Annotated in this window: 24 protein-coding genes; 19 read left to right on the plus strand and 5 right to left on the minus strand. The window is 41.5% G+C overall.

Annotated features, from left to right (window positions below; all coding sequences use genetic code 11):
• Window positions 1-15: 15 nt before the first annotated feature.
• The 6 genes from AAGU76_RS14690 to AAGU76_RS14715 are packed head-to-tail and all read left to right on the plus strand — an operon-like array spanning window position 16 to window position 6294.
• Window positions 16-2304, plus strand: a complete 2289-nt coding sequence (locus AAGU76_RS14690) for a pyridine nucleotide-disulfide oxidoreductase/dicluster-binding protein (RefSeq protein WP_342486260.1) — start codon at window positions 16-18, stop codon at window positions 2302-2304.
• On the plus strand, window positions 2291-2497 hold the full coding sequence (locus AAGU76_RS14695) for a DVU_1557 family redox protein (protein ID WP_342486261.1): 207 nt from the start codon (window positions 2291-2293) through the stop codon (window positions 2495-2497). The genes AAGU76_RS14690 and AAGU76_RS14695 overlap by 14 nt, the downstream gene beginning before the upstream one ends.
• Window positions 2498-3232, plus strand: a complete 735-nt coding sequence (trsM, locus tag AAGU76_RS14700; protein ID WP_342486262.1) for a DVU_1556 family methyltransferase — start codon at window positions 2498-2500, stop codon at window positions 3230-3232. It begins immediately after the preceding gene.
• A complete protein-coding gene (locus AAGU76_RS14705; RefSeq protein ID WP_342486263.1) occupies window positions 3222-3689 on the plus strand; it encodes a DVU_1555 family C-GCAxxG-C-C protein in 468 nt (155 codons plus the stop codon). The genes trsM and AAGU76_RS14705 overlap by 11 nt, the downstream gene beginning before the upstream one ends.
• Entirely contained in the window at window positions 3667-4998 is a 1332-nt protein-coding gene (trsS, locus tag AAGU76_RS14710; RefSeq protein WP_342486264.1) for a radical SAM (seleno)protein TrsS, read from the plus strand. The genes AAGU76_RS14705 and trsS overlap by 23 nt, the downstream gene beginning before the upstream one ends.
• A gap of 9 nt (window positions 4999-5007) precedes the next feature.
• The gene (locus tag AAGU76_RS14715) at window positions 5008-6294 is read left to right on the plus strand and encodes a DVU_1553 family AMP-dependent CoA ligase (RefSeq protein WP_342486265.1); all 1287 of its coding nucleotides are present in this window, start codon (window positions 5008-5010) and stop codon (window positions 6292-6294) included.
• A gap of 76 nt (window positions 6295-6370) precedes the next feature.
• Here AAGU76_RS14715 and AAGU76_RS14720 read toward each other — a convergent pair whose 3' ends face one another.
• Genes AAGU76_RS14720 through AAGU76_RS14740 form a run of 5 tightly spaced genes read right to left on the minus strand, consistent with a single transcriptional unit; the run spans window position 6371 to window position 10641 of the window.
• Window positions 6371-7414: a spermidine/putrescine ABC transporter substrate-binding protein gene (locus AAGU76_RS14720; RefSeq protein ID WP_342486266.1), complete on the minus strand. Its 1044-nt coding sequence runs from the start codon at window positions 7412-7414 to the stop codon at window positions 6371-6373.
• 1 nt (window position 7415) lies between these two features.
• Window positions 7416-8213, minus strand: a complete 798-nt coding sequence (locus tag AAGU76_RS14725; RefSeq protein ID WP_342486267.1) for an ABC transporter permease — start codon at window positions 8211-8213, stop codon at window positions 7416-7418.
• Complete coding sequence (locus AAGU76_RS14730; protein WP_342486268.1) at window positions 8207-9049, minus strand: ABC transporter permease; 843 nt, start codon at window positions 9047-9049, stop codon at window positions 8207-8209. The genes AAGU76_RS14725 and AAGU76_RS14730 overlap by 7 nt, the downstream gene beginning before the upstream one ends.
• A 2-nt stretch (window positions 9050-9051) precedes the next feature.
• Window positions 9052-10092, minus strand: a complete 1041-nt coding sequence (gene potA, locus AAGU76_RS14735) for a spermidine/putrescine ABC transporter ATP-binding protein (protein ID WP_342486269.1) — start codon at window positions 10090-10092, stop codon at window positions 9052-9054.
• Between the two features lie 12 nt (window positions 10093-10104).
• Window positions 10105-10641, minus strand: coding sequence for an XRE family transcriptional regulator (locus tag AAGU76_RS14740; protein ID WP_342486270.1), 537 nt, complete (start codon window positions 10639-10641; stop codon window positions 10105-10107).
• 286 nt (window positions 10642-10927) lie between these two features.
• On the opposite strand from AAGU76_RS14740, the gene radA reads away from it, so the two are divergent.
• From radA to AAGU76_RS14805, 13 genes are all read left to right on the plus strand, one after another.
• Complete coding sequence (gene radA / locus AAGU76_RS14745) at window positions 10928-12289, plus strand: DNA repair protein RadA (RefSeq protein ID WP_342486271.1); 1362 nt, start codon at window positions 10928-10930, stop codon at window positions 12287-12289.
• Between the two features lie 9 nt (window positions 12290-12298).
• The gene (locus tag AAGU76_RS14750) at window positions 12299-13225 is read left to right on the plus strand and encodes an AAA family ATPase (protein ID WP_342486272.1); all 927 of its coding nucleotides are present in this window, start codon (window positions 12299-12301) and stop codon (window positions 13223-13225) included.
• Between the two features lies 1 nt (window position 13226).
• The gene (locus tag AAGU76_RS14755; protein WP_342486273.1) at window positions 13227-14984 is read left to right on the plus strand and encodes a hypothetical protein; all 1758 of its coding nucleotides are present in this window, start codon (window positions 13227-13229) and stop codon (window positions 14982-14984) included.
• Window positions 14985-15037: 53 nt separating this feature from the next.
• Window positions 15038-16438 (plus strand): sigma 54-interacting transcriptional regulator, encoded by a 1401-nt coding sequence (locus tag AAGU76_RS14760; protein WP_342486274.1) that lies wholly within the window; start codon window positions 15038-15040, stop codon window positions 16436-16438.
• 297 nt (window positions 16439-16735) lie between these two features.
• Window positions 16736-18184, plus strand: a complete 1449-nt coding sequence (locus AAGU76_RS14765; protein WP_342486275.1) for a 4-hydroxyphenylacetate 3-hydroxylase family protein — start codon at window positions 16736-16738, stop codon at window positions 18182-18184.
• 227 nt (window positions 18185-18411) lie between these two features.
• On the plus strand, window positions 18412-18888 hold the full coding sequence (locus AAGU76_RS14770) for a TRAP transporter small permease (RefSeq protein WP_342486276.1): 477 nt from the start codon (window positions 18412-18414) through the stop codon (window positions 18886-18888).
• Window positions 18888-20174: a TRAP transporter large permease gene (locus AAGU76_RS14775; protein WP_342486277.1), complete on the plus strand. Its 1287-nt coding sequence runs from the start codon at window positions 18888-18890 to the stop codon at window positions 20172-20174. The genes AAGU76_RS14770 and AAGU76_RS14775 overlap by 1 nt, the downstream gene beginning before the upstream one ends.
• Before the next feature lie 68 nt (window positions 20175-20242).
• Window positions 20243-21313, plus strand: a complete 1071-nt coding sequence (locus tag AAGU76_RS14780; protein ID WP_342486278.1) for a TRAP transporter substrate-binding protein — start codon at window positions 20243-20245, stop codon at window positions 21311-21313.
• 79 nt (window positions 21314-21392) lie between these two features.
• Window positions 21393-22664, plus strand: coding sequence for a lactate racemase domain-containing protein (locus AAGU76_RS14785; protein WP_342486279.1), 1272 nt, complete (start codon window positions 21393-21395; stop codon window positions 22662-22664).
• Between the two features lie 58 nt (window positions 22665-22722).
• Complete coding sequence (locus AAGU76_RS14790; protein ID WP_342486280.1) at window positions 22723-23751, plus strand: galactitol-1-phosphate 5-dehydrogenase; 1029 nt, start codon at window positions 22723-22725, stop codon at window positions 23749-23751.
• Window positions 23752-23763: 12 nt separating this feature from the next.
• A complete protein-coding gene (locus AAGU76_RS14795) occupies window positions 23764-24528 on the plus strand; it encodes a glucose 1-dehydrogenase (RefSeq protein ID WP_342486281.1) in 765 nt (254 codons plus the stop codon).
• 81 nt (window positions 24529-24609) lie between these two features.
• Complete coding sequence (locus AAGU76_RS14800; RefSeq protein WP_342486282.1) at window positions 24610-24993, plus strand: hypothetical protein; 384 nt, start codon at window positions 24610-24612, stop codon at window positions 24991-24993.
• Window positions 24994-25013: 20 nt separating this feature from the next.
• Window positions 25014-26036, plus strand: coding sequence for a hypothetical protein (locus AAGU76_RS14805; RefSeq protein ID WP_342486283.1), 1023 nt, complete (start codon window positions 25014-25016; stop codon window positions 26034-26036).
• The last annotated feature ends 1 nt before the right edge of the window (window position 26037 follow it).

The following is a 26037-nucleotide window of genomic DNA, read 5'->3' on the forward strand; positions in this document are numbered from 1 at the left end:
GCACAGGAGGGAAAAATGAATCTTGATAAAATATTACAAATCAGCGACAGGTGTATTAACGATGCTCCGCCATCTTGCAGTGCTTATTGCCCCCTGCATATAGACATTAAATCATTCATAGATGAAATAGAAAAAAATAATTTTGATAAGGCATACAAAATTATTGAGAAAAGAATGGTTTTTCCGAGAATAATAAGCATGATATGTGATCACCCCTGTGAAAATGTATGCGTCAGAGACAAAAATGGCGGCTCCGTGTTAATCGGAGAATTGGAAAAATCAGCTGTTCTTTACGGATATGCAAAGCCCAAAAAGGGCTATGCAGTGCCTCCATCCGGGAAAAAAACCGCAGTGATAGGCGGAGGCTTAAGAGGAATAACAGCAGCACATGACCTTGTCAACAAGGGAATGCACATTGATATTTATGAAAAGAGCGGACGCATAGGTGGCAGGATATGGGAATATGAGGGAAAAAATTTAACTGCTGACGTTATCAGTGAAGAGTTTGCCTTCTTTGAGAATAACCAGGTAAGTATTGTTTTAAATAAAAAGATAGATAATAGTGATTTGGATGATATTATTAAAAATTATGACGCGGTTTTTCTGGCTGCAGACGATTTAATATCTGAATATGATTACGACCGTGAAACGTTTCAGGTAGACAGTTCTTCTTTATTTGTGGGAGGAGTCGATACGGATAAAAAGAACTCGGTTGTTTTTGCTGTAAGCAGCAGCAGAAGAGCAGCAATTTCAATAGACAGATATGTAAAAAAAGTTTCAGTTACGGCTTCAAGGGAAAATGAAGGAAGCTATATTTCTCCTTTGAAATACTCAACCGATGATGAAGAAGAAAAAACACCGGTCCATAAAACAGGGGAGTTTTTTTTGAAAGAAGAAGCGGTTTCTGAAGCTTCAAGATGCTTCAAGTGCCAGTGCAGAGACTGTATAAATCCGTGTTCGCACCTTCGAAAGTTCAACATTGCGCCTAAAGCATATATCAGAAACATCAATCACAATGAAAGAATAATCAAGGGCTCACACTATGCCAATAAAATGATTCTTTCCTGCACAGAATGTGGATTGTGCAAAGAAAAATGCAATTACGGCATAAGCATGAAAGACATAGTACATGAAACCAGACAGAGCATGGTTGAACGGAAAAAAATGCCGCCGTCAGCCCATGATTTTGCATTGAAGGACATGAAATTCAGCAACAGCGAGAAGTTTTTCACATACAGAAAAGAAGTGAACAGGGAAGACATCAAGTATGTATTTTATCCCGGCTGCCAGCTTCCGGCATCAAATCCTGATTATGTTGAAAAAATATATTCATATCTGACTAAGAATATCGATGAGGGAGTAGGCTTAATGCTTGGATGCTGCGGTGCACCTGCAGATTGGAGCGGACATGCGGAGCTGATGGAGGAAAATGTAAAGTTAATCAAACGTGCGTGGGCAGAACTTGGAAGTCCTGTCTTTATACTTGCCTGCTCAAGCTGCATGAGCAATTTTGACAAGTATATAAGCGAAATTCAATGCATTTCGCTGTGGGAGATCATAGATTCATTCGGCTTGCCTGACAATTATCCTTCTGGACATAGTTTGAAACTGAATATTCATGATCCGTGCACCTCAAGGCATAAAGACAGCATGCAGGAAAGCATCAGAAACATAATTGCCAAGCTAGGATGCGAAATACAGGAGCTTAAGTATTCCAAAGAACTGACAAAGTGCTGCGGTTACGGCGGGCTTGTATATTTTGCAAACCGCGAGCAGTCCGATGATTTTATTAATGACAGGATAGCTGAAAGCTACGAGGATCTGCTTGTTTATTGTACCATGTGCAAAGACCTGTTTACAAGCAAGGGCAAGAGGACGTTTCATATGCTGGATTTGTTGTTCGGCGACGATTTGGACGTTTCCTGCAAACAAAAGATGCCGACGCTTTCACAGAGGCAGCAAAACAGGATGATGGTAAAGAACAAGCTGCTGGGACAGATATGGGGAGAAGGTACTGAAATGAGCACAAAAGACGAAAAATATGCAATAACGGTAACAGAAGAAGTGAAGGGAAAGATGGAAGAAATGTACATAGTTTTCAATGATATTAGGAAAACAGTCATCAATTCCATAGAAAAGCGGGAAAGATTTTTTAATCCGGTTGAAAAAACATATTTAGCCAGACTCAGAATGGATAATGTGACATATTGGGTGAAATATGAAGGAGACGACGGGAAAATCTCAGTAACAAATGTTTACAGCCATAGGATGGAAGTTGTGGAGGAAAATCATGAAAACCAATGATGAAGCAGAAATGCAATGGATATGCGAAAAATGCAATGAGAAACTGGTGATGGAAAAAACCAGCGTTATTTATCTGGACGCTGATTTTCAGGTGGAATTGCTTAAATGTCCCAGGTGCGGAATGGTTTTCATAGATGAGGAGATGGCAAGAGGAAAAATTCTGGAAGTAGAAAAGGCATTGGAGGATAAATAGTTGTCTGTTCAAAAGTTTTATGAAAGCGAAGCGATGCAAAATTTGCTGGGAAAGACACTGAGGCCCGGAGGTTTTGAACTGACAAAAAGAGCATTGGAATTCTGCAGATTCACAGCCGGTGACAAACTGCTGGACCTGGGCTGCGGCAAGGGTGCGACAATGAAATATATATCAGAGAATTATAAAATTGACATATGCGGGCTGGACATATCGGAGAGTCTTGCAGCTGAGGCTAAAGAAATGAACAAAAAAGCAGAAATTGTGGTATCATCGGGAGAAAAAACACCTTTCACGGACAGAACTTTCAACGGAGTCTTTGCCGAGTGCACGCTGTCGCTGATGGATAATCTGGAAAATACGGTTGTTGAAATGAACAGAATAATGAAAAGCGGAGGCTATCTTATCATTTCTGACATTTATGCCAAAAATACAGATTATATAGGGGGACTAAGCAGCTTTTCAGCCCAGACATGCCTGAAAAACCCTCACGAAATGGAAAAATTAAAAAGTCTGTTAGAAGGCAGAGGGTTCAGTATACTAATTGAAGAAAAACATGATAAATTAATGAAACAGCTTGTGGTTGACATAATATTCGGATACGGTAAGATGGAAGGTTTTTGGAACTGCACAGGAGGACATTGCATTGACGGTGTAAAGTTTCAGGAAACCATAAGAAAGTCGAAACTTGGATATTTTATGATTATTGCACAAAAGGAGGAAAATTATGTCAAATGATACGGCGTTTAAAGTTTTTAAGCTGTCAGCATCAGGATACTGCTGCACTCAGATTATGCTGAAGATGGCATTGGATGAAGAAGGAACGGAAAATGACGATTTATTAAGAAGTGCAGGCGGATTGTGCAAAGGAATCGGAGGAAGACAGCGGACCTGTGGAATACTTACAGGCGGAGTGATGATTTTGGGACTTTACGCCGGAAGGGGAAAAGAGGAAGAATCACAAAAGGATAACTACGGTGACATGGTCAGTGAATTTATTGATTGGTTTGAAAGCGAATTTGAAAGCATGGATTGTGCGGATATCATAGGAGTTGCAAGAATTGACGACGGTGATAACAGCTTCATGCTTAAATGCGGAGACATAATCATAAAAAGTTTTGAAAAAACTGTACAGATTCTATATGAAAACGGATATGAATTCGGAGCAAGAGATGAATACCAAAAGTGTATATAAGACAAAGAGCCTTTGCCCGGAATGTCTGAAGCTGTTAAATGCAGAAGTTGTTCAAGAAGGCAATGCTGCATACATGGTGAAATCCTGTGACCTGCACGGAGAATTCAAGACTGTGGTTTGGAGAGGCAAAAATAAAATAGAAGATTGGATCACACATAAAAACAGGGCAACCATTAAAAATCCTGCGGCACAAATAGAGAAAGGCTGTCCGTATGACTGCGGCCTCTGCAGCAGCCACAGGCAGCACACCTGCACCGCATTAATTGAGGTAACAAATGACTGCAATCTGTATTGCAAATTTTGTTTTGCAAGTGCTAAGGACAAAAAGATAGAAGAGCCCACATTGGAAGAAATTGAATGTTTCTATAAAAGCATATTGAAGCAGTCGGGAACGTGCAACATTCAGATTTCAGGCGGTGAACCCACAGTCAGGGATGATCTTGACGAAATAATAAGGATGGGAAGAAAAGCAGGATTTGAATTCATACAGCTGAACACCAACGGTATTAGAATCGGCGAAGACGAAAAATATCTTGAAAAACTAAAAAACGTTGGATTAAGTTCTGTTTATCTGCAGTTTGACGGAACAAATGATGAAATCTATGAAAAAATAAGAGGCAGAAGACTGCTGAACACCAAGATAGACGCCATAAACAATTGCTCAAAACATGGCATAGGAGTTGTGCTTGTGCCTCTTCTGCTGCCGCATACAAATGTTGACAACATCGGTGAAATGATAAAATTTGCTCTGGAGAAAACCCCAACGGTCAGAGGAATACACTTTCAGCCTGTGAGCTACTTTGGGCGCATTGGATTCAGGCCAACAGACGATGACAGAATAACCCTTCCTGAAATAATGAATGAAATAGAGCTGCAGACTTCCGGCCTTGTGAAGGTAGCTAATTTTAAACAGCCAGGCTGCGAGAATTCTTTGTGTTCATTTAACGGAAGCTTCCTTTATGATGACAAAAAAAATCTGAAAGCCATATCAAGACGGGAAAGCTGCAGCTGCAGCAAGACTGATGCAGCTGCAGGTGCCGTCAAAGCAAAAAAATATGTATCTGAAAATTGGGGATTGAATTCTGCGGCTGAAAGAAATTACAAGGCTGCTGATTCCTGGGACTCGCTGCTCAATGAAATTAAATCAAGGACCTTCAGCATTTCAGCAATGGCTTTTCAGGACGCTGACAATGTAGATTTGGAAAGAGTGAAAGACTGCTGCATTCATGTGGTAAATAAAAAGGGAAATCTTGTGCCCTTCTGCATTTACAACATTACAGATACTTCAGGCAGGTCAATTTACAGATAGGAGCAATGTATGAACATAACACCCTTGGAAAGATGGATTGCAGAAGATGCTTCAATAGAAAACAGCAGAGAAGCTTTGGAGAAGTATCAGACAGAAAAAATCAAGGAAGCAATAGACTATGTCAAAAACAACAGCAAGTTTTACAAGGAACATTTGAAGGATATCAGCACAGGCACAGTTAAATCCTTAAAAAACTTTGAATCCATACCGTTTACGCATTCAAAAGATATCGTAGATTTTTCAGACAAGTTCCTGTGCGTTCCACAAAAATACGTTAAAAGGATTGTGACTCTCAAGACATCAGGAACCACAGGAGACGGAAAGAGGGTCTTTTTCACCGAACATGACCTCAATATGACAGTAGACTTCTTCACCCATGGATTTAAGGCGATGCTTGACGAAAGAGACAAGGTGATGATAATGATGCCTGGCAATACTTACGGCAGTGTGGGAGACATAATAAAAAAAAGCTTGGACAGGCTTAATGTGCAAAGTTTCGTATATGGGGTATTGAAAGATCCGGATGATGCCGCAGATTTCATTGCAGAGAACAACATTAATGCATTGGTGGCATTGCCTGCACAGATTATGTTTTTAAGCAGAGTCAAAAAGGATGTGTTTGTACACAACATTGAAAAACTAATGCTCAGTGCTGATTATGTGCCGGAGGTGTTAATAAAAAAACTGAGAACCATGTGCAACTGTCAAGTATTCACTCATTACGGATTGACTGAGACAGGCTATGGCTGCGCAGTGGAATGCAGCGAGCTGAATGGCTATCATATCAGAGAAAATCACATATACCTGGAAGTAATTGACCCGGAAACAAATCAGGTGCTGGAAGACGGCAACTGGGGAGAAATTGTAATAACCACATTAAAAAGGCAGGCAATGCCCCTGATAAGGTACAGGACCGGTGACTGGGGATGCTTCTACACAAGGAAGTGCCAGTGTAAAACTTTTTTGAAAACCTTGAAGCGATCCAGGGGACGGATTGACAACCGATTATGTTTTGAAGGCAACAAACACATAAACATGAGTGAATTTGATGAAGCAATATTTGACTATGATTCCGTTCTTGACTATAAAATACAAGCTTCAGGCAATTCAATTGCCGCAGTGCTGTACCTTATTGACGAATGTATGAATGATGTTGATAAAATAGAAGAATCCATAAGAGCTATTATGATCGACAAATCAATTGATGCTGATCTTGTTATTTCTGTGGACAAAAATATAAATATTGCCTTTTCACCAAACACGATGGTAAAAAGGCATTTAAGAAATAAAGGTTAAATTTTCATGATTCGACCATGAATACACACTGGTAGTCTCTTGCCGCTTTGATAAAGGACTGTTGTTGAATGGATTTCTATTTTATTGCCATTATCTCTGTCCATCTGGATGTGTACAGGTCTATGAATTCCTTTGGATCCCGGAACATTTCCATTTTAGCCAAATCTTCTTTTGGAATATTGAAGGCTGCGTTGTCTAACAGCTCCTGATTCACTTCCTTGATGGCCTCGGTGTGTACAGTGGAATACCAAACCTCGTCTATGTTGCGCAGCGTTGCTTCCGTGGAGCATAAAAAGTCGATGAATTTTTCGGCCATTGCCTGGTTCTTTGCTGTAGAAGGAACGAACATGGCATCGATCCAGATGTTGCTACCTTCTTTGGGAATTACAAAGTCAAGGTTTTCGTTCTCTGCCATGGCAGAAACTGCTTCTCCCGACCATACCAGTGCCATATCAGCTTCCTCGTTTATCATTATGTCGGGTGCTCCGTCGGTGATGTAAGTCATTACAAGGGGCCTCTGCTTAATCAGAAGTTCTTTCGCCTCATCAAGCTCCTTTTCATCAACGGTGTTCAGAGAATATCCGAGAAGCTTAAGTGCTGCCGCGAAGGCGTCCCTTTGTGAATCCATCATGATGATTCTCTGTGCGTAGTTTTCATCCCAGAGCATTTCCCAGCTGTCTGAGGATGCATCAACTGTTGTCTTGTTGTATAGGATTCCAAGAGTACCCCAGAAGTAAGGGACTGCATATTCGTTGTTTGGATCGTACGGCTGGTTTTTGAAATCTTCTCCGATGTACCTGTAGTTTGGAATGTTGCCGAAGTTAAGCTTGTTGGCCATTCCTTCACTTATCATTCTTTCTATCATGTATTCGCTGGAAATTATCAGATCGTAGCTCGATGCTCCGGCCTTGGCCTTAATGTACATTTCCTCCGGTGTGGAGTAAGTGTCGTACTTAATTGTCACGTTGTTCTCTTTTTCAAATTCAGCTATGAGAGTCTTGTCAATGTAGATGTCGTAGTTCAGTACGCTGAGCACTTCCTTGTCTTGCTTTTGGCAGCCTGCAAAAACAGTTAATATCAAGGCAGAAATTGCTGCTGCAAGTAATAGTTTTCTTTTCATTCTATGCCTCTTTTCTTTTATTGGTATGTTTTTGAGCTCCACCGGCCCTCTTGTTTATCAGTATCATCAAAACAAGAACCACCGTGAGCATTATTGTTGAAAGAGCATTGATTGTAGGCTTCACACCTCTTCTTGCCATGGAGTAAATGACTATGGAAAGATTCGTGACACCCTCGCCCTTGGTGAAGTAGCTTATGATGAAGTCATCTATGGACAGAGTGAATGCCATAAGAAATCCGGTGATGATGCCGGGCTTAATTTCCGGTATTATGACCTTTCTAAGGGCATACATGGGCGTTGCCCCCAGATCCATGGCAGCCTCGGTCATATTCACGTCCATCTGTTTTAATTTAGGCAGTATGGACAGTATAACATAAGGCGTGTTGAACACTATGTGCGATATGAGCATAGTCTTGAATCCAAAGTCGATGTTAAACGATACGTACAGTATCATAAGGGAGATGCCTGTAACAATGTCGGGGTTTACTACAGGAAGATAATTTATATTGAGCATTATGGATTTCATGCGCCCTTTCATGCTGTTTATTCCTATTGCTGCAATTGTTCCCAAAATGGTTGATACAACTGCCGATATAAGCGCAATGGAAATTGTGTAGTAAAATGCTGAACGTATGTCCCCATCCTGAAAGAGTTCTACGTACCACTTGAGGGAAAAACCGGTCCAGTTTCCTCTTGATTTTGACTCGTTGAAGGAAAACAAGGAAAGAACTACTATTGGTGCGTAAAGGAATATGAAAATTATTCCCATGTAGATTCTTGAAAGGTGTTTCTTTACCACAGCCTTGCCCCTCCTTCCTTGTCCACGTCAAACCTGTTCATGATTGACATGGAAATCAGGATTATGACCATCATCACTATTGATATGGCAGAACCGAAGTTCCAGTCTCCGTTCAATATGAACATCTTTTCAACCAGGTTTCCTATCATCATGCTCTTGTTGCCTCCGAGAAGCTGAGGAATGATGAAGGTGCTGACTGCAGGCATAAATACCATGATAATTCCTGAAATAACTCCGGGCATGCTGAGAGGCAGTATGATTTTTCTGAAGACCGCGTACTTATTTGCGCCAAGGTCATCTGCCGCCTCCAAAAGACCGGTGTCCATTTTGCTCAAAGCAGTGTATATGGGCAGAATCATGAACGGAAGAAAGTTATACACCATTCCCATTACAGTTGCGCCCCTGGTGTAGAGCATTGTAACCCTGGGCAGGCCCAGAAGTTCAAACAGGTTGTTCAATATACCGTTGTTTCCAAGAATGGTCATCCAGGCATATGTTCTTAACAGCATGTTCATCCACATGGGAAGAATGCATAGAAACAATAGGATGTTTCTTCTTGAAAAATGAGCTTTGGAAATGATGTATGCGGCAGGGTATCCCATGAGAAGGCAGATTGCCGTAGAAATAGCAGCCAGAAATATCGAATCCCACAGTATGTTCAGGTAAAGCGGATCAAAAAATTTCTCAAAATTATCAAGCGTGAAGTTAAAGGTTGTAAGACTGCCCGATTCCTTTGAGGTTACGCTGTACAAAAAAACAAGCACCGAAGGAAATACAATGAAAATGACAATCCATACCAGATAAGGATATGCAAAGTAATTAGTCCTGTCCTTCAAATCTATACCCCCTTTTCCATTATGTGAATGTCATCAGGTGTCAGCGTAAGCCCAACGACTGTTCCGGCTTCAGCTTTGTCTGTGGAGTGAACCAGGAACTCGTAGCCGCTGACCACAATCCGCATTTCGTAGTGCACTCCCTTGAATGTGACGGATTTCACGGTTCCTTCCAGTCTTCCTTCACCTTTTGGTGTCAAATCCAAATCCTCAGGGCGAACTACCACATCAACTTCTTCACCCTTGCCGAATCCAAAATCAAGACACTGGAATTTTTGACCTAAAAATTCCACCAGGTAGTCATCATGCATCACGCCATCCAAAATGTTGCTTTCTCCTATGAAATCTGCTACAAATGCGTTTCTTGGCTCGTTGTATATGTCGATAGGAGAGCCCATCTGCTGAATAATTCCATCGTTCATAACAACTATTGTGTCTGACATGGTCAGGGCTTCTTCCTGGTCATGGGTTACGTATATAAATGTTATTCCTATCTGCTTCTGCATGGCCTTAAGCTCCTGCTGCATTTCTTTTCGAAGCTTCAGGTCAAGAGCACCCAAAGGTTCGTCCAAAAGTAGTACCTTTGGTTCGTTGACCAGCGCTCTGGCTATGGCAATGCGCTGCTGCTGGCCGCCGCTGAGCTGGTCAATCCTCCTTTTGCCGTAGTTTCTAAGGTTGAAAAGCTCCAGCATCTTTTCCACTTTGCCGGTTATGATGCGCTCGTCCATTTTTTTTATGCGAAGGCCAAAGGCGATGTTTTCAAACACATTCATATGAGGAAACAAGGCATATTTCTGAAAGACGGTGTTAAGCTGCCTTTTAAAAGGCGGTACGTCGTTTATGAGGTGACCGTCGAAAAACACATCACCTTCATCAGGCGTTTCAAATCCTCCGATTATTCTGAGAGTAGTGGTTTTTCCGCAGCCACTGGGGCCCAGCAACGTTACAAATTCATTTCTTTTGACGTGCAGGGTAATATTGTCAAGCACTGTTTCACCGTCAAACTTTTTAGTAATGTTGTTAAGTTCGATTATAGCATTGTTCATTTTAGTCTCCTGTCAAAAACTTGGTGGTGTGCAGACCCATACGACGCTTGCCTGGGTTCTGCCTGCGTTTTCAATGTAATGATGTTTATTGGATTTAAAATAAAACGATTCGCCCTTTTTTACCTTGTGAATCTGATTCCCGTAGTTGAGGATAACTGTTCCAGTCAGTATATAGCCGAATTCCTCTCCCTCATGGGGTTCATGAAGTTTTGTCCTGGCATAGCTTTTAAGTTTTACCAGTATGGGTTCCATGGAATTTTTCTGGGCGTTTGGAACAATCCAGTTGATTATGTAATTATCGTCGTCTTCCTTTACGAACACATCATCTTCTCTGAACACAATTTTGCTGTTTACTTCTTCATTGAAGAAGCTGGCAAGGTCAGTTCCCAGGCATTCCAGAATATCTGTCAGCGTTGCTATGGAGGGAGACGTAAGGTCTCTTTCCAGTTGTGAAATGTAGCCCTTTGTCAGTTCGCACCTGTCTGCCAGTTCCTGTTGAGTCAGGGAGTTGGCAACTCTTATTCTCTTAATGTTTTCTCCTATGTTCATAAGCGCCTCGGTTGTTTATTATTACTAAACTTTGAATCAGTTATAATTATACACATTGCATATATTCCAGTCAATACTATTTCAAACAAAAAATGGAAAAGTGATGGTTTTATGCTATCGCTAGTTTAAAACTGCTAAACTTTTTTGACGGAATTCCTTATTGAACGGGGGTATTTTAATAAGTAAAATTTTGCAGCATTGACAGGCATATACGCAGGTCAGTTGTCTATTGACATCGAGACGCCATTTGATATATAGTTGTATTTGAAAAGAAAGCAGGTGGATTATGGCTAAGGTTAAGACAAAGTTCGTTTGCCAGGAGTGCGGGTACGAAACCGCAAAATGGCTTGGGAAATGCCCGTCCTGCGGGGAATGGAACACTTTCGTAGAAGAAATTGAAACGAAGGAAAAGGATTCAAAAAGTCAAAGAGGAATCAGCAAGGGAAAATTAGAAAAAATTCAAAATATAACATCTTCGTCCAATAAGGACAGGATACTTACAGGCAGCAGGGAAATGGACAGGGTTCTGGGCGGAGGCATCATTAAAAGTTCGCTGGTACTTGTGGGAGGAGATCCGGGCATTGGAAAGTCAACTCTGCTTTTGCAGGTTGCCGACCATGCATCAAAACAAAATCTGAAGGTTCTTTACGTTTCCGGTGAGGAATCGGCAGAGCAGATCAAAATTAGGGCCGACAGGCTGGGAATAGGTGCCGGAGAACTTTACGTGCTTTCTGAAACCAACATTGACATAGTAAATGAATTTGTGGGTAAGGAAGAACCGGACCTTCTGATTCTAGATTCAATACAGACAATATATTCTCCTGATGTGGTGTCGGCGCCGGGAAGCGTGAGCCAGGTAAGGGAAGTAACGTCAATGGTCATGAGAATGACAAAAGCCAGAAACATGGCAACCTTCATCGTAGGGCATGTGACCAAGTCAGGAGCCATAGCCGGGCCCAGAGTACTGGAGCATATGGTAGATACGGTGCTTTACTTTGAAGGTGAAAGACACTTTTCCTACAGGATTCTCAGATCGGTGAAAAACCGCTTCGGCTCCACCAATGAAATAGGCATTTTTGAAATGCGTGAAAGAGGACTTGTGGAAGTTGATAACCCTTCAGAGGTGTTTTTAAGGGGAAGGCCGGTGGATGCATACGGCACTGTCGTTACTGCAGCAATGGAAGGGACAAGACCTTTGCTCATAGAAATACAGGCACTGGTTGCATATTCGCCTGCAGGATTTGCAAAGCGCATCACGACAGGCATAGACAACAACAGGGCTGCAATGCTTCTGGCAGTTCTGGAAAAAAAGGCAGGTCTTGCCATGCAGTCTTCTGATACGTTCATAAATGTCACCGGAGGGCTGCAGCTCAGGGAACCGGCGGCGGATCTGGCAATTTTATGCGCTCTGGCATCAAGCTTCAAGGAAGTTCCTGTTGACTTCAAGACAATACTAATCGGCGAAGTGGGCCTTACCGGAGAGATCAGGGGAGTAAACAACATTGAAAAAAGACTTATTGAAGCACAGAAAATGGGATTTGAAAAGGCCGTCATATCAGAGGCCAATGAAAAAGCTTCAAGAGAATTAAAAAACATTGAAATAATTCCTGTGAACAACATAAGACAGGTCATGGACCTTTTGTTCTAGGAAAGATATATGAGGTGGCAAGTGCTTGAATTTTTAAGAAAAGAAGGAATCAGCGAAAGGCTGATAGATGAAATAGACAAGTTCAGAAATTTTTACAATGTTCATAAGGAAATGGAATACAGGATACCCGATCCAAGGTACAAATATTACGGGAACGATGTTTGGGAGCAAGCCATAACAGCTCTTCTCTGCGGTGAAAACATCCTTCTGGTTGGATCAAAGGCTTCTGGCAAGAACGTTCTGGCAGAAAACCTGGCAGCAGCATTCAGAAGGCCCAGCTGGGACATTTCTTTTCACGTGAACACAGATGCATCGTCCCTGATCGGAACCGACACATTTGAAAACGGCCAGGTTGTCCTTAGGCACGGACCGGTTTACGAATGCGCCAAGTGGGGTGGGTTCGGCATCATGGATGAAATAAACATGGCAAAGAACGATTCCATAGCGGTGCTTCATGCAACGCTGGACTACAGAAGAATAATAGATGTTCCGGGCTACGACAAGATAAAGGTAGACGATGCCGGCAGATTCATCGCAACCATGAATTACGGATATGCAGGCACAAGAGAGCTCAACGAAGCTCTGGCATCGCGCTTCATGGTAATCAGCATGCCTGCAATAACCACGGAAAATCTGAAAAAAATGCTGGAGGTTGAATTCCCTCATCTCAGGAAGGAATATCTGGACCAGTTTGCTGGTCTTTTCAAGGATCTGAAGCTTAAAAGCGACAATTCTGAAATCTCCACAAAATCCGTTGACCTTAGGGGCCTTATTGCAGCCATAAACCTTATGGACAAGGGACTTGATGCCAACAAAGCCCTGGAAATGGGAATCACCAACAAATCCTTCGATGACTTCGAACGCAGACTTGTGGATGATGTCATTCGCCTGCGGGTTCCGCGAAAACTCGAAAGGAGCGAAATTTTCGAGCACTGATATGAAAAATCAAAAGGATGAGAAGAAAAGAGCCTTGAACATAATATGGAACTCATCTGGCGACTATGAGCTGAAAACTGAAGAAGGAGCCTATAACCAAGATGGCACGGCGGACATATATATAAACTTCATTATAGGGGCAGTGCACAGACACTATGATTATAAGAAGCTGCAATTTTTTTTCAACAGTCTCGGCAAAGACAGGGACCATGAATTTTATGAGGGTATTGCCTGGGTGGGGCTTGAAAACTGCGCATACCTTAAATCAAGAAAAGAAAGGCCGGCTATAGAAAACCTGCGCAGGGAGTATGCAAAAAACCTGCTTGAAAAGGAATATGCAACAGAAAAGAACATACTTCAGGAACTGAAGGAAGCACGATGCAGAAAAATTCTGGGACAAGAAATTCAACTTGAGGGAAGGCTTCTCGAAATACTGGACCGCCTTGAAATGGATGAAAACTTGTCAACTGAGGAAGTTATTCAAAACCTTGATGATATCATAAAGAACTATTTCCGATTCAATCCGGGAACATACCATGCAAGATTGAAACAGAGTTTTGCGGATAGCGGTAATAAATACTCGGTTTCTGAAACATACACATTAAGAAACCCTCCTGATGAAAACCGTGAACAGCCGGACAAACGGGAAGCGGATGTGGAAATTGAATCTGCAGAAACAGCAAGGGATCTGAGTCTTCTTGAATTCGACGAAATAAAAAGGAAAATAATTTTTGACAACAGCAAGCAGGATAAGGTAACTGACACAGACAGGCAGTACATACAAAAATATTTCGGGGCATCCATACTTTCGGAACATAAGACCAAATCTCTTGAGAGCATTTTGTGCGTAAACAGCCACAAAAATACGTACCTGCACTTCACAAAAGGCGAATTTGACATCAATGCAGGCACAGACGCAGACGGACTGTACTACAAAAAAGCAGCCTGGGAGGGAAGAAAAGCCAACATTGAATACTACAAGGAGAATCTTGCCCGAAACCATGAAAGCATTTCAAAGCTTACAAATAAAATAAGAAATACGCTGGCGGCAAATTTTGAACTTTCTTCAAGCAGGTCAAAGACCGGTATGCTGGCACCGGAAAACATATGGAGAAGCATATATGTAAACGACGAACGAATTTTCACCAAGAAATCCAGAAATGATTTGGGAGACATATCCGTTGACATTTTACTTGACGCTTCAGCTTCCCAGTACGAAAGGAAAGAAATCATTGCGTCGCAGGCATTCATAATTGCAGAAAGTTTCACCCGCTGCCACATACCAGTGAGGATATATTCTTTCTCAAGCCTTCGAAACTACACTGTCATAAACATGTACCGGGACTACGGGGAAACAGAAGAAAACAGCAGCGTGTTCAACTACAACACATCAGGCTGCAACCGTGACGGACTGGCTGTCAGGACTGCTCTTTACATGATGGACAGAGCACAAAGCGAGCACAAGATACTTATAGTTCTTTCAGACTGCAAGCCAAATGACATACAGTGTATTCCTGCAACAGGAATGGTTCCAGCCCACAGCGAATATTCCGGGGCTGCCGGCGTAAACGATACGGCCGTTGAGGTGAAAAAAGGAATAAACAGAGGAATTTCAATACTTTGCGTTTTCACTGGCCTTGATGAGGATGTACCTTCGGCTAAAAAAATATATGGCCACAATTTTGCAAGGATAAGTTCAACCGATAGATTTGCCGACATAGTCGGGGTAATGATGCACAATCAGCTGAAGAATTTGTAAGCCGTTAAGGTCTACCCATAGTGGAAAGAAGTACTTTTTAGAAAGGAATCCTAATGAACAATAAATTTAAGGAATTAAAAGAGTCATTAAAAAATCAGGATTATATAAAAATGCTGGAGGACATAATCGATACATCCTATGACGGAATATACATTACTGACGGAAAGGCAAATACCATTCTCATCAATGAGAGTTACGAAAGAATTACCGGACTAAAGAGTGAAGATTTGATTGGCCGGAACATGTCAGAAATAGTAAAAAGCGGAATAATGTCCGAGGCTACTTCTTTTCAGGTTATGGAAAATAAGGAGCCGGTTACAGTATATCAGCTCTTCAACACAGGAAAAAGTGCAATGGTAACCAGCACACCTTTTTTTGATGAGAAGGGCAACATTACAATGATCGTGTCAAATGTGAGAGACATTACCGAGCTTAAGGATTTGAAGGAAAAAGTCAAGATAAGTAAAAACGAGAACAAAAAATACAAGGGTATCATAGAAGAGCTGAAACTTCAGATACCAAGCACCGAGTATATTGTGGCAGAGGATGAGAACATGCTCAACCTGTTGTTGCTTGCCAAAAGAGTCGCAAAGGTCGATTCTTCGGTAATCATATACGGTGAAACCGGTTCCGGCAAGGAGGTTCTGGCCAAGTACATCTATAATAACAGCGTGCGAAATGACAAGCCGTTTATTAAAATAAACTGCGGCGCCATTCCGGAAGCCTTGATTGAATCTGAGTTTTTCGGTTATACTGACGGTTCTTTCACAGGAGCAACAAGGGGAGGTAAAACTGGAATATTTGAGGCGTCAAACAACGGAACTTTGTTTCTGGATGAAGTAGGAGAACTCCCGCTCAACATGCAGGTAAAGCTGCTGAGAGTTCTGCAGGACGGAGAAATATTGAAAATAGGCAGCAGCAAGCCCGTAAAAGTTGATGTGCGGATTATAGCAGCAACTAACCGTGACCTTGAGGAAATGGTGAAAAACGGGCAATTCAGGGAAGATCTTTATTACCGCCTCAATGTTGTTCCATTGAGGCTGATGCCTCTAAGAGAAAGGAAAAGCAGCATAATTCCAATGGCTGAATACTTTCTGGAGATATACAATGAAAAATATAATCAGGATTTAAAAATTTCAAAGGACTTGTACAGATATTTCTATGTGTACAAGTGGCCGGGAAATGTCAGGGAGCTTCGAAATCTAATTGAGAGACTGACAATTACCGCTATGGGAGACGAGGTTACCGTAGAAGACCTTCCAAGCCGCATGATTGAAAACATAGAAGTGGAAGCAGCCGGCAGCTCTGCAACAAAACTTGAAGATGCCTTAAACAGCGTAGAAAAGTCAATGATATTCAGGGCTTTTGACAAGTACGGCAACGTAAGAGATGCAGCAAAGGAATTGGGAATAGATGCTTCGACCTTCGTGAGAAAAAGGAAAAAGTATATATAGGATTGCTAAAAACAGGTATATATATGGTGTTGTTGCATTAATGCAATTTAATTGTATTAGTGCAACATTTTTTTTGCGGTTGCAATCAGAAATCCAATAAGCTGCAAAAACTTTCAATATGTAGAACAAATTTCAAAATTAAATGCGATTGACAAAATCCAGTCAAATCAATCAAATCAGGAGTTTGGCTGACAACGTTTCACATGTTTTTAAATATTTTGACATAAGATATGCGTTTTGGCACAGAAAATGCATTATGTAAGGTGGCCTTAATAAAATAAGAGAGGATGAAATATAATGGCATTAATGACTGGAGAACAGTACATTGAAAGTATCAAAAAAATGAAAATGCAGATATATATGTTTGGAGAAAAGATAGAGAGCGCTGTAGACAATCCTATACTAAGACCATCTTTAAATTCTGTAAAAGCAACGTATGATTTGGCGCAGATGCCTGAATATGAAGATTTAATGACGACCAAATCATCTATAACAGGAGAAAAAATAAATCGTTTTTGCCACATACATCAAAGTACGGATGATCTTATAAAGAAAGTGAAAATGCAGAGGCTTCTTGGTCAGAAAACAGCTTCCTGCTTCCAAAGGTGCGTGGGAATGGACGGATTCAACTCGGTGTTCAGCACAACATTCGAGGTGGACAAGGCACACGGCACTAAGTACCATGAAAACTTTGTAAATTTTATGAAATATGTGCAGGAAAATGACCTGACTGTCGATGGAGCCATGACGGATCCCAAGGGCAACAGAGCCCTTTCTCCAAGCAAGCAGGCTGATCCGGACTTATACCTGCATGTGGTTGAAAGAAGAGAAGACGGTATTGTGGTAAGAGGGGCAAAGGCTCATCAGACAGGAATCTGTAACTCACATGAGGTCCTGGTAATGCCCACCATTGCCATGGGACCTGATGACAAGGATTATGCGGTGGCTTTCTCGGTACCTGTTGACGCAGATGGAGTTTTTATGATAATAGGAAGACAGTCCTGTGATACAAGAAAGCTGGAGGGTTCGTCCATTGATGTTGGAAACAGCCAGTTTGGAGGAGTAGAAGCACTTACTGTATTCGACAATGTGTTTGTTCCAAATGACAGGATATTCCTAAACGGTGAAGCTGAATTTGCCGGAATGCTTGTTGAAAGATTTGCAGGCTACCACAGGCAAAGCTACGGCGGATGCAAGGTTGGAGTTGGTGATGTTCTTATAGGAGCAGCGGCTTTGGCGGCAGATTACAACGGAGCTCAGAAGGCTTCCCATGTTAAAGACAAGCTCATAGAAATGACTCACCTCAACGAAACTCTTTACTGCTGCGGCATAGCATGTTCCTCCCAGGGAAGCAGGACAGAATCAGGAAACTACATAATCGATCTGCTTCTTGCCAACGTGTGTAAGCAAAACATAACAAGGTTTCCATATGAAATAGCCAGGCTGGCAGAAGACATAGCAGGCGGATTGATGGTTACGGCTCCTTCTGAAAAAGATCTTAGGGATCCTAAAATTGGGCCGGTTGTTGAAAAGTACTTCAAGGGAGTAAGTGAAGTATCGACTGAAAACAGGCTGAAGGTATTAAGACTTGTGGAAAATCTGACTTTGGGAACTGCAGCAGTTGGATACAGGACAGAATCCATGCACGGAGCAGGTTCTCCGCAGGCTCAGAGAATCATGATAGCCAGACAGGGAAACATTGAGGGTAAGAAAGAATTAGCAAAAGCCATTGCAAAGATAGAATGATTCAGCCCATAATCGATTAGAATGAGAATATAATTATGTTCAATGTATACAATTTCGCTCTAATGTGTACAGAAAATACTATAAAATACAATAACGTGTTTCTTTTTTCTATCGATTATGTTATAAATATAACATAGCTGTTGGGAGATGATTAAACTTTACAACAAGGCAGTTATAGGAAATGAATTTGCAATATACTAATTTTAAGAAAGTGAAGGTTTAGTTTGATGAAAGTTATTAAATGGTTAGATGACAACTTAGAAGAAAAGCTAATGTCCCTTTTTCTTTGGGCGATTGTAGTGATAATGGGAATTCAGGTAGTCATGAGATATGTTTTTAAATCTTCCCTGTCGTGGTCTGAGGAAGTGTCAAGGTATCTTTTCGTTTGGATGGTTTTTACCGGCATCAGCTATGGGGTGAAGACAGGCTCACACATGAGAATAGACATGCTTGAACATTTTTTTCCAAGATTGAAAAAGGGTCTGGGACTTCTGGCAGATACATGTTTCCTGGCATTTGCGGTTTTTATGATTAAACCTGGAATAAAAGTGATCAGTGCAATCAAATTGTCCGGACAGACAAGCCCAGCGGCAGGAATTCCGATGCACTATGTTTACACCGGACTGCTGGTTGGTTTTTCACTTGTAGTAATAAGAACGATTCAAAAGTATGTGTTGATGTTCATGAAGAAAGGGGCAAAATAATGATAGGCAGTGTCTTTATAATATTTTTCATATCACTTGCGTTGGGGGTGCCTATAGCAATATCACTGGGCTTCACAGCCTTGTCGGCTTATTTCATGAACCCAACGTTACCGGCTAATATTGAGTATGCATACCGTACCATGATTACAGCACTGGACTCATATTCGCTTCTGGCTATTCCTCTTTTCATACTGTCAGGCAACATAATGGCACAGGGAGGTATATCAAAAAAGCTGTTTAACTTTTTCGCATATTTCATTGGAGACAAGACAGCAGGGATGCCAATAGCAGCAATCGTAACCTGCCTGTTCTACGGAGCTATTTCAGGATCCGGCCCTGCTACAGTTGCTGCAGTCGGTGCAATGACAATCCCTCTGCTCACTGAACTTGGATATGACAGAAAATTTGTTGTTTCAATGATTGCCGTTGCAGGAGGACTTGGCGTTATAATTCCTCCAAGCATTCCGTTCATAATTTATGGACAATCATCAGGTGCTTCTGTAGGAAACCTGTTTCTGGCCGGAGTGCTGCCTGGAATACTCATAGCCTTGTGCATGATTGTTTACGCATTCTACTTCTGCAAAACCAAGGGCGAAGACAAGGAAAAATTGAAAGAAAATGCTGAAAAGCTAAGATCGAAGGGTTTCTTCGGAATGTTCAGGGACAGTTTCTGGGCCCTGCTGTCTCCTGTTATCATACTAGGAGGTATCTACAGCGGTATCGTAACGCCCACAGAAGCTGCAAACATATCGGTAGTTTACGCAATAATTGTCAGCGTATTTATTTACAAGAGCATAAAATTCAGAGAACTGTCTTCTGTAATGAAAGACACGGTTGCTACAGCAGCACCAATACTGCTGGTTGTATCCATAGCAACGGTATTCGGTAAGGTGCTTACGCTTATGCAGGCTCCTGTTATGATATCAAAAGCAATAACAAGCACTTTCACAACAAAAGCATCTGTCTTGATTGCTATTAACGTGATACTGCTGTTTGTGGGAATGGTAATGGACACAACTCCGGCAATCCTTATTCTTACACCTATATTCATGCCGATAATCGCGGCCATAGGAGTGGATCCTATACACTTTGGTGTTTTGATGGTTGTAAACCTTGCAATCGGATTCGTTACTCCGCCGGTCGGAATAAACCTTTTCGTAGCAAGTTCACTGACAAATCTACCGGTTATGGAAATAGCAAAACATGCAATTCCGTTTATAATAGCTTTCTTAGTGGCTTTGATGGCAATCACGTTCATACCTCAGATAAGTTTATTGTTACTGTAAAAAGCATTAGATTAAATGACTGTTATCACCTTTTAAGGTGTTAATAATAAAAATTAGGAGGACCTATTGTGTTAAACAAAAAATTATCAGTTTTATTATTAGTAGGAGCAATGGTTACAAGCTTAGCTGCATGCTCCGGTTCATCAGGTACAGCTACTGCTCCGGCAGCCAGCGGAGGATCTTCAGCACCAGCAGCTGCAACAACTGAAGCTAAAACAATTACATTTGCTCATTCAACAGCTGAAGGAACATCAACAAATGATGCTGCTCTGAAATTTAAAGAATATGTAGAAGCAAACAGCAACGGTCAGTTGATTGTAAACGTGTATCCTAACGCTCAGCTTGGAGGAGACCGCGAATTAATTGAAAATACACAAAACGGAACAGTAACAGCAATGCTTTCAGCTCCTGCACCACAGGTTAGCTTTGTGCCTGCGGCAACAGTATTCGACTTGCCTTTCGTGTTTGATGACATTAAACATGGACGTTCCGTATTAAACGATCCTGAATTCATGGCAGCTATTTCTACTCAGTACAAAGCTGCGGGTTTCCATTATCTGGGAGCGTCAGGACAAGGTATAAGAACTCTTACTTCAAACAAGAAAGTTACTTCTCTTGAAGACCTCAAAGGTCTTACCATCAGAACCATGGAAAACAAGTTCCACTTGAAAACATGGCAATTGCTTGGAGCTAACCCTACGCCGCTGGCTTTCAACGAACTTTACACAGCTTTGCAGCAGGGAACAGTTGATGCTCAGGAAAACCCAATTGAGCTGGTATATTCTCAAAAATTCTTTGAACAACAGAAGTACATCATGAACACAAACCACATTCTTCAGGTAAACTGCTGGATAATGAACCAGGCTTTCTATGACGGACTGACAGACGAGTTGAAAGCTGTAGTAGACGAAGCAGGTAAAATAGCTGTAGAAACAGCAAACAGCGTAAGTGATAAAAAAGAACCAACTTACATAGAAACAATCAAATCAAACGGCTGTGAATTTGTTGAGATATCTGATGATGAAATGGCAAAATTAAGAGAAAAAGTAAAACCTGTTTATGAAGATATAAAAGCAGCATCAGACCCTGCAACATATGATGCATATATGGCTGCAATTGAAGAACACAGAAGCAAATAACAAGATTTTTCAGAAAGTCACGTTTGTGACTTTCTGAATTTATAAGATTTTTTCTAAAAATAAGGAAGAGGGTTCTGTAATGGATGTAATCAGGAGTATGCTCGACGAAATTGAGATACCAAAGTTTGTTCGTATTCGTCAGAGCTTTGATGATACAAAGATAGAAAACATTGAAGAAGAGATAAGCAAGCAATTTAAAAGAGATGACATCGCATGCACCATAAAGGAAGGTCAGACAGTAGGAGTGACTGTAGGGAGCCGGGGACTTGCCAACCTTAAGGAAATAGTGAAATATGTCTGCGACAACATAAAGAAACTGGGTGCAACGCCTGTGATATTACCAAGTATGGGAAGTCACGGCGGAGCGGCAGCAGAAGGGCAGGCAGCCTTCATAAGGGGACTGGGCGTAACAGAAGAATTTACCGGAGCAAAGATATGGGCAGGTATGGATGTTATACAGCTTGGAACAACAGAAACAGGACTTCCCGTATACTATGACAAAATAGCAAGTGAACTTGACGGAGTAATAGTGCTTGGAAGAATCAAGGCTCATACTGATCTTGACGGAGATATTGAAAGCGGTCTGCACAAGATGATAGTAATCGGACTTGGAAACCACAAGGGAGCTCAGGTAATGCATGCCATGGGACTTGACAAGGCTGTTCCAAGACTAAAATCAATAGCCAGATATGCATTGAAGCATTCAAACATAATTTTTGGGATTGGTCTTCTGGAGAACGCATATGATCAGACAAGCGAAATTGTGTTCCTACCCACTGACCAGATTGCGGATAAGGAAGCTGAACTGCTTGCAAAATCAAAAAACCAGCTGCCAAGGTTTTTATTCAACGACATAGATATTCTGATAGTTGATGAAATAGGAAAAAACATAAGCGGTAACGGGATGGACCCAAATGTAATCGGCAGAGGAATGATTGGCTACAAAAACAAGGATATACACATTAACAAAATAGTAACGCTTGATACAACTGAAGAATCAGGATCCAACGCCTTCGGTGTAGGTTTGTCGGACATTACAACAAAAAGGATATTCAACAAACTGAAGACTGAAGCAATGTATACAAACGCAATCACTGCCATAGCAATCAACGGTGTGAGAATTCCAATAGCCATGGAAAGCGACAAGCTGGCAATTCAGCTGGCAATCAGAGCTGCATGTTCAGAGGAACCAAAAAAATTAAGAATAGCAAGAATTAAGGATACTTTGAGCTTAAGTGAAATGTATGTTTCCGAAGGGCTTATTCATGAGCTGAGATCTAATGAAAATGTTGAAATAATAGGCGAAGTCAATGACTTCGAATTTGATGAACATGGAAATTTCAAAAAGTAATTGGTGAAGCCAATTACTGATGACATAAAATTATAGTAAAATACAAGGAGTGCAAACAATGAAAGCTGTTGTATACGAAGGACCAAATGTTTTAACGTATAAGGATGTAGCAGATGTTTCTCCAAAAGCCAATGAAGTTAAACTTAAGGTAAGAGCCTGCGGAATCTGCGGAAGCGATGTTCATGGATATTTAGGTATCACTGGAAGAAGAATTCCTCCTGTGATTATGGGTCATGAGTTTTCGGGAGAAATTGTTGAACTAGGGGAAGGTGTGAACAACCTGAAGCCTGGAGACAGAGTTGCCGCATACCCTCTTGATTTCTGCGGATCCTGTGAAATGTGTGCAAAGGGAGATGTGCATCTTTGTCTTAACAAACGTGCATTCGGAGTTCTCGATGTAGACGGTGCATTTGCAGAGTACATATGCGTTCCGGCAAAAGTATGCTTTAAGTTAAAAGACAGTGTGTCCTACAAGGTCGGAAGCATAATGGAACCTCTGGCAGTATCATACAGGGCTGTTTCTCATGCAGGAAATCTGACAGGCAAGAACGTGCTGGTAGTTGGCACCGGAACAATTGGTCTTTTGGCTCTTTCATGTGTTAAAGCCCAGAATCCAAGACGAATTTTTGTTTCAGACTTAAGCGACAGCCGTCTTGAAATTGCAAAAAAGATGGGCGCAGATACAGTTATAAATCCCTCCAAGGAAAATTCGCTGGATGTTATAATGGACAACACAAACAACAAAGGTGTTGATGCTGTCATTGAAGCGGTCGGTGTCTCGGCTACAGTTAAGCAAAGCATCGATTCGCTTGCATTCGGCGGTACTGCGGTGTGGATTGGCATCAGTGATAAGCACATAGATTTGGAAATGCAGAAAATTGTAACCCGTGAACTTAATGTTAAGGGAACGTTCCTGTATGGATTCGAAGAGTTCAGGACTGTGGTCGAAATGCTCAACGAAGGAAAGCTTAATATCGATCCGATATTAAGCAAAGAAATCACTTTGGAAGAGCTTCCTGAAACGATGGCGCAGATGGCTGCTGGTGCAGGGGACATCATTAAGGTAACTGTAGTAAATAATGATTGATGAGGTGGTAAAATGGACTTGTTTTCATTAAAGGGCAAGACAGCAATAGTAATCGGAGGCAGCAAAGGGTTGTGCAAGGGCATTGCCACGGGGCTTTCTTCAGCAGGTGCAGATGTTATCATAAGCAGCAGAAAGCAAAATGAGCTTGATTCAGCTGCACAGGAAATAAGCTGTGCAACAGGCGGAACAGTCAAAGGAATTGCAGCAGACATCACATCCGTTTCAGCATGTCAGGAACTTGTAGACAGGGTAGCTTCGGAATTCGGACACATAGACATTCTGGTAAACGGAGCCGGTCTCAACATCAGAAAATCAGTTCTGGATTTTGAAGAAGCTGACTGGGACAGGGTTATGGACGTTCAGATTAAATATGTTTTCTTTATGGGACAGGCAGTTGCAAGGCATATGGTTGCAAACAACATAAAGGGCAAAATCATAAACATCGCATCCCTAAACAGCGAGCTAGGTCTAAAAAACATGGTTGCCTATGTTGCGGCAAAAGGCGGAATACGTCAGATAACCAAGGCAATGGCAAATGAACTTTCAGAGTACGGAATCGGTGTTAATGCCATAGGACCCGGATATTTTGAAACTGAAATGACCAAGCCCTTATTCCAGGATCCTGAAAATGTTAAAAGATTTATGTCAAGAATTCCTGTGAAAAAAATAGGTGTTCCTGAAGATTTGATCGGAACAGCCGTATTTCTGGCATCACATGCGTCTGACTACGTTGTCGGGCAAACCATATACGTAGACGGCGGATGGCTGATCAACTGACGATATCAGCAATGTAATGCCTCACATAGGAGCTTGATATAAGGTTATAAAGTAAATAATAAAACAAAGGAGTGTTACAGTATGAAATTAATGCATACAAAATTGCCTGAGTTCATTAGAAAAATGAAGGCTATAGCCGCTACCATGGGTTCAGCTTACAAAGAGTGCGAAGTGGTTGGACTGGAAAATCTCAAGACTGCAAAAATGCAGTCAAACAGAACCGGAAGAATTGAACGTGCCGTTGAAGATTTAACGAAGAAAGACGATGTTTACAGAATAGAGGTTGCAGTTATTCCGCGTATTCCTGAATCAATGCACAGTGCAGTAATAAGGGGTTTTGATAAAGACGGTAATCCTGTACATGCAATCCTTGAAACAATCAATATACTTCATCCGACAGAAGACATATTGATTCATGACTGTCCGGACGTTATCGACAGAAGACCGTCCATAGGTAAACACTAAGAGAAGCGTGGAGGTACATAATGAGCAGATTAAAATATAAAATTATTCCCGAGGGAATGCTTGAGGGAGTGTATATCCCTATAACAGCAGTATTTATAGATTATGCGGACGTTAAGGCCTGCAATCTAACCATGCTTGAAGCATGTCAGAAGATTGCAGCTGAAATACCAGGTCCGGCAGGATACAACATGTTTGACATGACAGCCACAACAACAAACAGCAACGGTATAATGCTTGACGGCTCAATGGTATGCATTGCCGCATCCGACTACGGAAAAATTAACAAGGATTTTGGATACATGGAAATGGTTGAGTTGCCGTATACAGAAGAATTGATTAATGAGGAGCCTCACCTGAAGCAATGGATGAAATCATATCCTGACAGAAAGCTGTACATGGGACCGGACCCTTCAAAGAAAAATATTCCGATTCATAATGCTGTTCTGACAGGAAGGGCAGGCAACAACAATTCCGGAACAGAGATGATGCACTACATAAACATGGAAGAGCTTCTCCTCCCCGTAACTGGTCAGATAGAAATAATGAAGGACGGCAAGGTAGAGGTAGGCGGAACTGGTTGGACAATTTCTGTAGGTATCGGAATGGTTGTGGGTGAGGAATACGGCCGTATAGTGCCTCACAGACAGTGGAAATGCGGAAAGACAGCGCACCATTCAAGAGAGTACGCAAAATTTTTAAAGAGCCATATTCCAATAATAGCAGCCGATAAATGTGAGCTGGCAAAAGCTATCATTAAGGCTTTACAGACTGGTGTTATACCCGGAAGGGATATAGGAGCTTCTCCTTCAGTACTGGCTGTGGCTAAACATATGAAGATTAAGCCGGACATTGATAACATGGAAGAGGATGCATTAGCAGAGCTTGCCAGCGTAGGCTGCACCATGGAATGGATAACGGAAGATGTGGAACAGCTTTCTGCGGAAGAAATTGTTGCCAGAGCTCATGAAATAATTCCTGGCATTGACAATCCTAAAAGATATAATGTGTCTGACATAGTACAGGTTAAATACGTAGAAATATAAA

It is taken from the genome of Sedimentibacter sp., assembly GCF_038562225.1.
Lineage (GTDB): Bacteria > Bacillota > Clostridia > Tissierellales > Sedimentibacteraceae > Sedimentibacter.

Bases quoted from the DNA above. Each gene is read 5' to 3' on its own strand.
- potA (WP_342486269.1), bottom strand. From the start codon at position 10,092: ATGAACAATGCTATAATCGAACTTAACAACATTACTAAAAAGTTTGAC.
- AAGU76_RS14715 (WP_342486265.1), top strand. From the start codon at position 5,008: ATGAACATAACACCCTTGGAAAGATGGATTGCAGAAGATGCTTCAATA.
- AAGU76_RS14790 (WP_342486280.1), top strand. From the start codon at position 22,723: ATGAAAGCTGTTGTATACGAAGGACCAAATGTTTTAACGTATAAGGAT.
- AAGU76_RS14795 (WP_342486281.1), top strand. From the start codon at position 23,764: ATGGACTTGTTTTCATTAAAGGGCAAGACAGCAATAGTAATCGGAGGC.
- AAGU76_RS14800 (WP_342486282.1), top strand. From the start codon at position 24,610: ATGAAATTAATGCATACAAAATTGCCTGAGTTCATTAGAAAAATGAAG.
- AAGU76_RS14755 (WP_342486273.1), top strand. From the start codon at position 13,227: ATGAAAAATCAAAAGGATGAGAAGAAAAGAGCCTTGAACATAATATGG.
- AAGU76_RS14765 (WP_342486275.1), top strand. From the start codon at position 16,736: ATGGCATTAATGACTGGAGAACAGTACATTGAAAGTATCAAAAAAATG.
- AAGU76_RS14695 (WP_342486261.1), top strand. From the start codon at position 2,291: ATGAAAACCAATGATGAAGCAGAAATGCAATGGATATGCGAAAAATGC.
- AAGU76_RS14740 (WP_342486270.1), bottom strand. From the start codon at position 10,641: ATGAACATAGGAGAAAACATTAAGAGAATAAGAGTTGCCAACTCCCTG.
- radA (WP_342486271.1), top strand. From the start codon at position 10,928: ATGGCTAAGGTTAAGACAAAGTTCGTTTGCCAGGAGTGCGGGTACGAA.
- AAGU76_RS14690 (WP_342486260.1), top strand. From the start codon at position 16: ATGAATCTTGATAAAATATTACAAATCAGCGACAGGTGTATTAACGAT.
- AAGU76_RS14720 (WP_342486266.1), bottom strand. From the start codon at position 7,414: ATGAAAAGAAAACTATTACTTGCAGCAGCAATTTCTGCCTTGATATTA.
- AAGU76_RS14750 (WP_342486272.1), top strand. From the start codon at position 12,299: ATGAGGTGGCAAGTGCTTGAATTTTTAAGAAAAGAAGGAATCAGCGAA.
- AAGU76_RS14805 (WP_342486283.1), top strand. From the start codon at position 25,014: ATGAGCAGATTAAAATATAAAATTATTCCCGAGGGAATGCTTGAGGGA.
- AAGU76_RS14760 (WP_342486274.1), top strand. From the start codon at position 15,038: ATGAACAATAAATTTAAGGAATTAAAAGAGTCATTAAAAAATCAGGAT.
- AAGU76_RS14785 (WP_342486279.1), top strand. From the start codon at position 21,393: ATGGATGTAATCAGGAGTATGCTCGACGAAATTGAGATACCAAAGTTT.
- AAGU76_RS14770 (WP_342486276.1), top strand. From the start codon at position 18,412: ATGAAAGTTATTAAATGGTTAGATGACAACTTAGAAGAAAAGCTAATG.
- trsS (WP_342486264.1), top strand. From the start codon at position 3,667: ATGAATACCAAAAGTGTATATAAGACAAAGAGCCTTTGCCCGGAATGT.
- AAGU76_RS14705 (WP_342486263.1), top strand. From the start codon at position 3,222: ATGTCAAATGATACGGCGTTTAAAGTTTTTAAGCTGTCAGCATCAGGA.
- AAGU76_RS14775 (WP_342486277.1), top strand. From the start codon at position 18,888: ATGATAGGCAGTGTCTTTATAATATTTTTCATATCACTTGCGTTGGGG.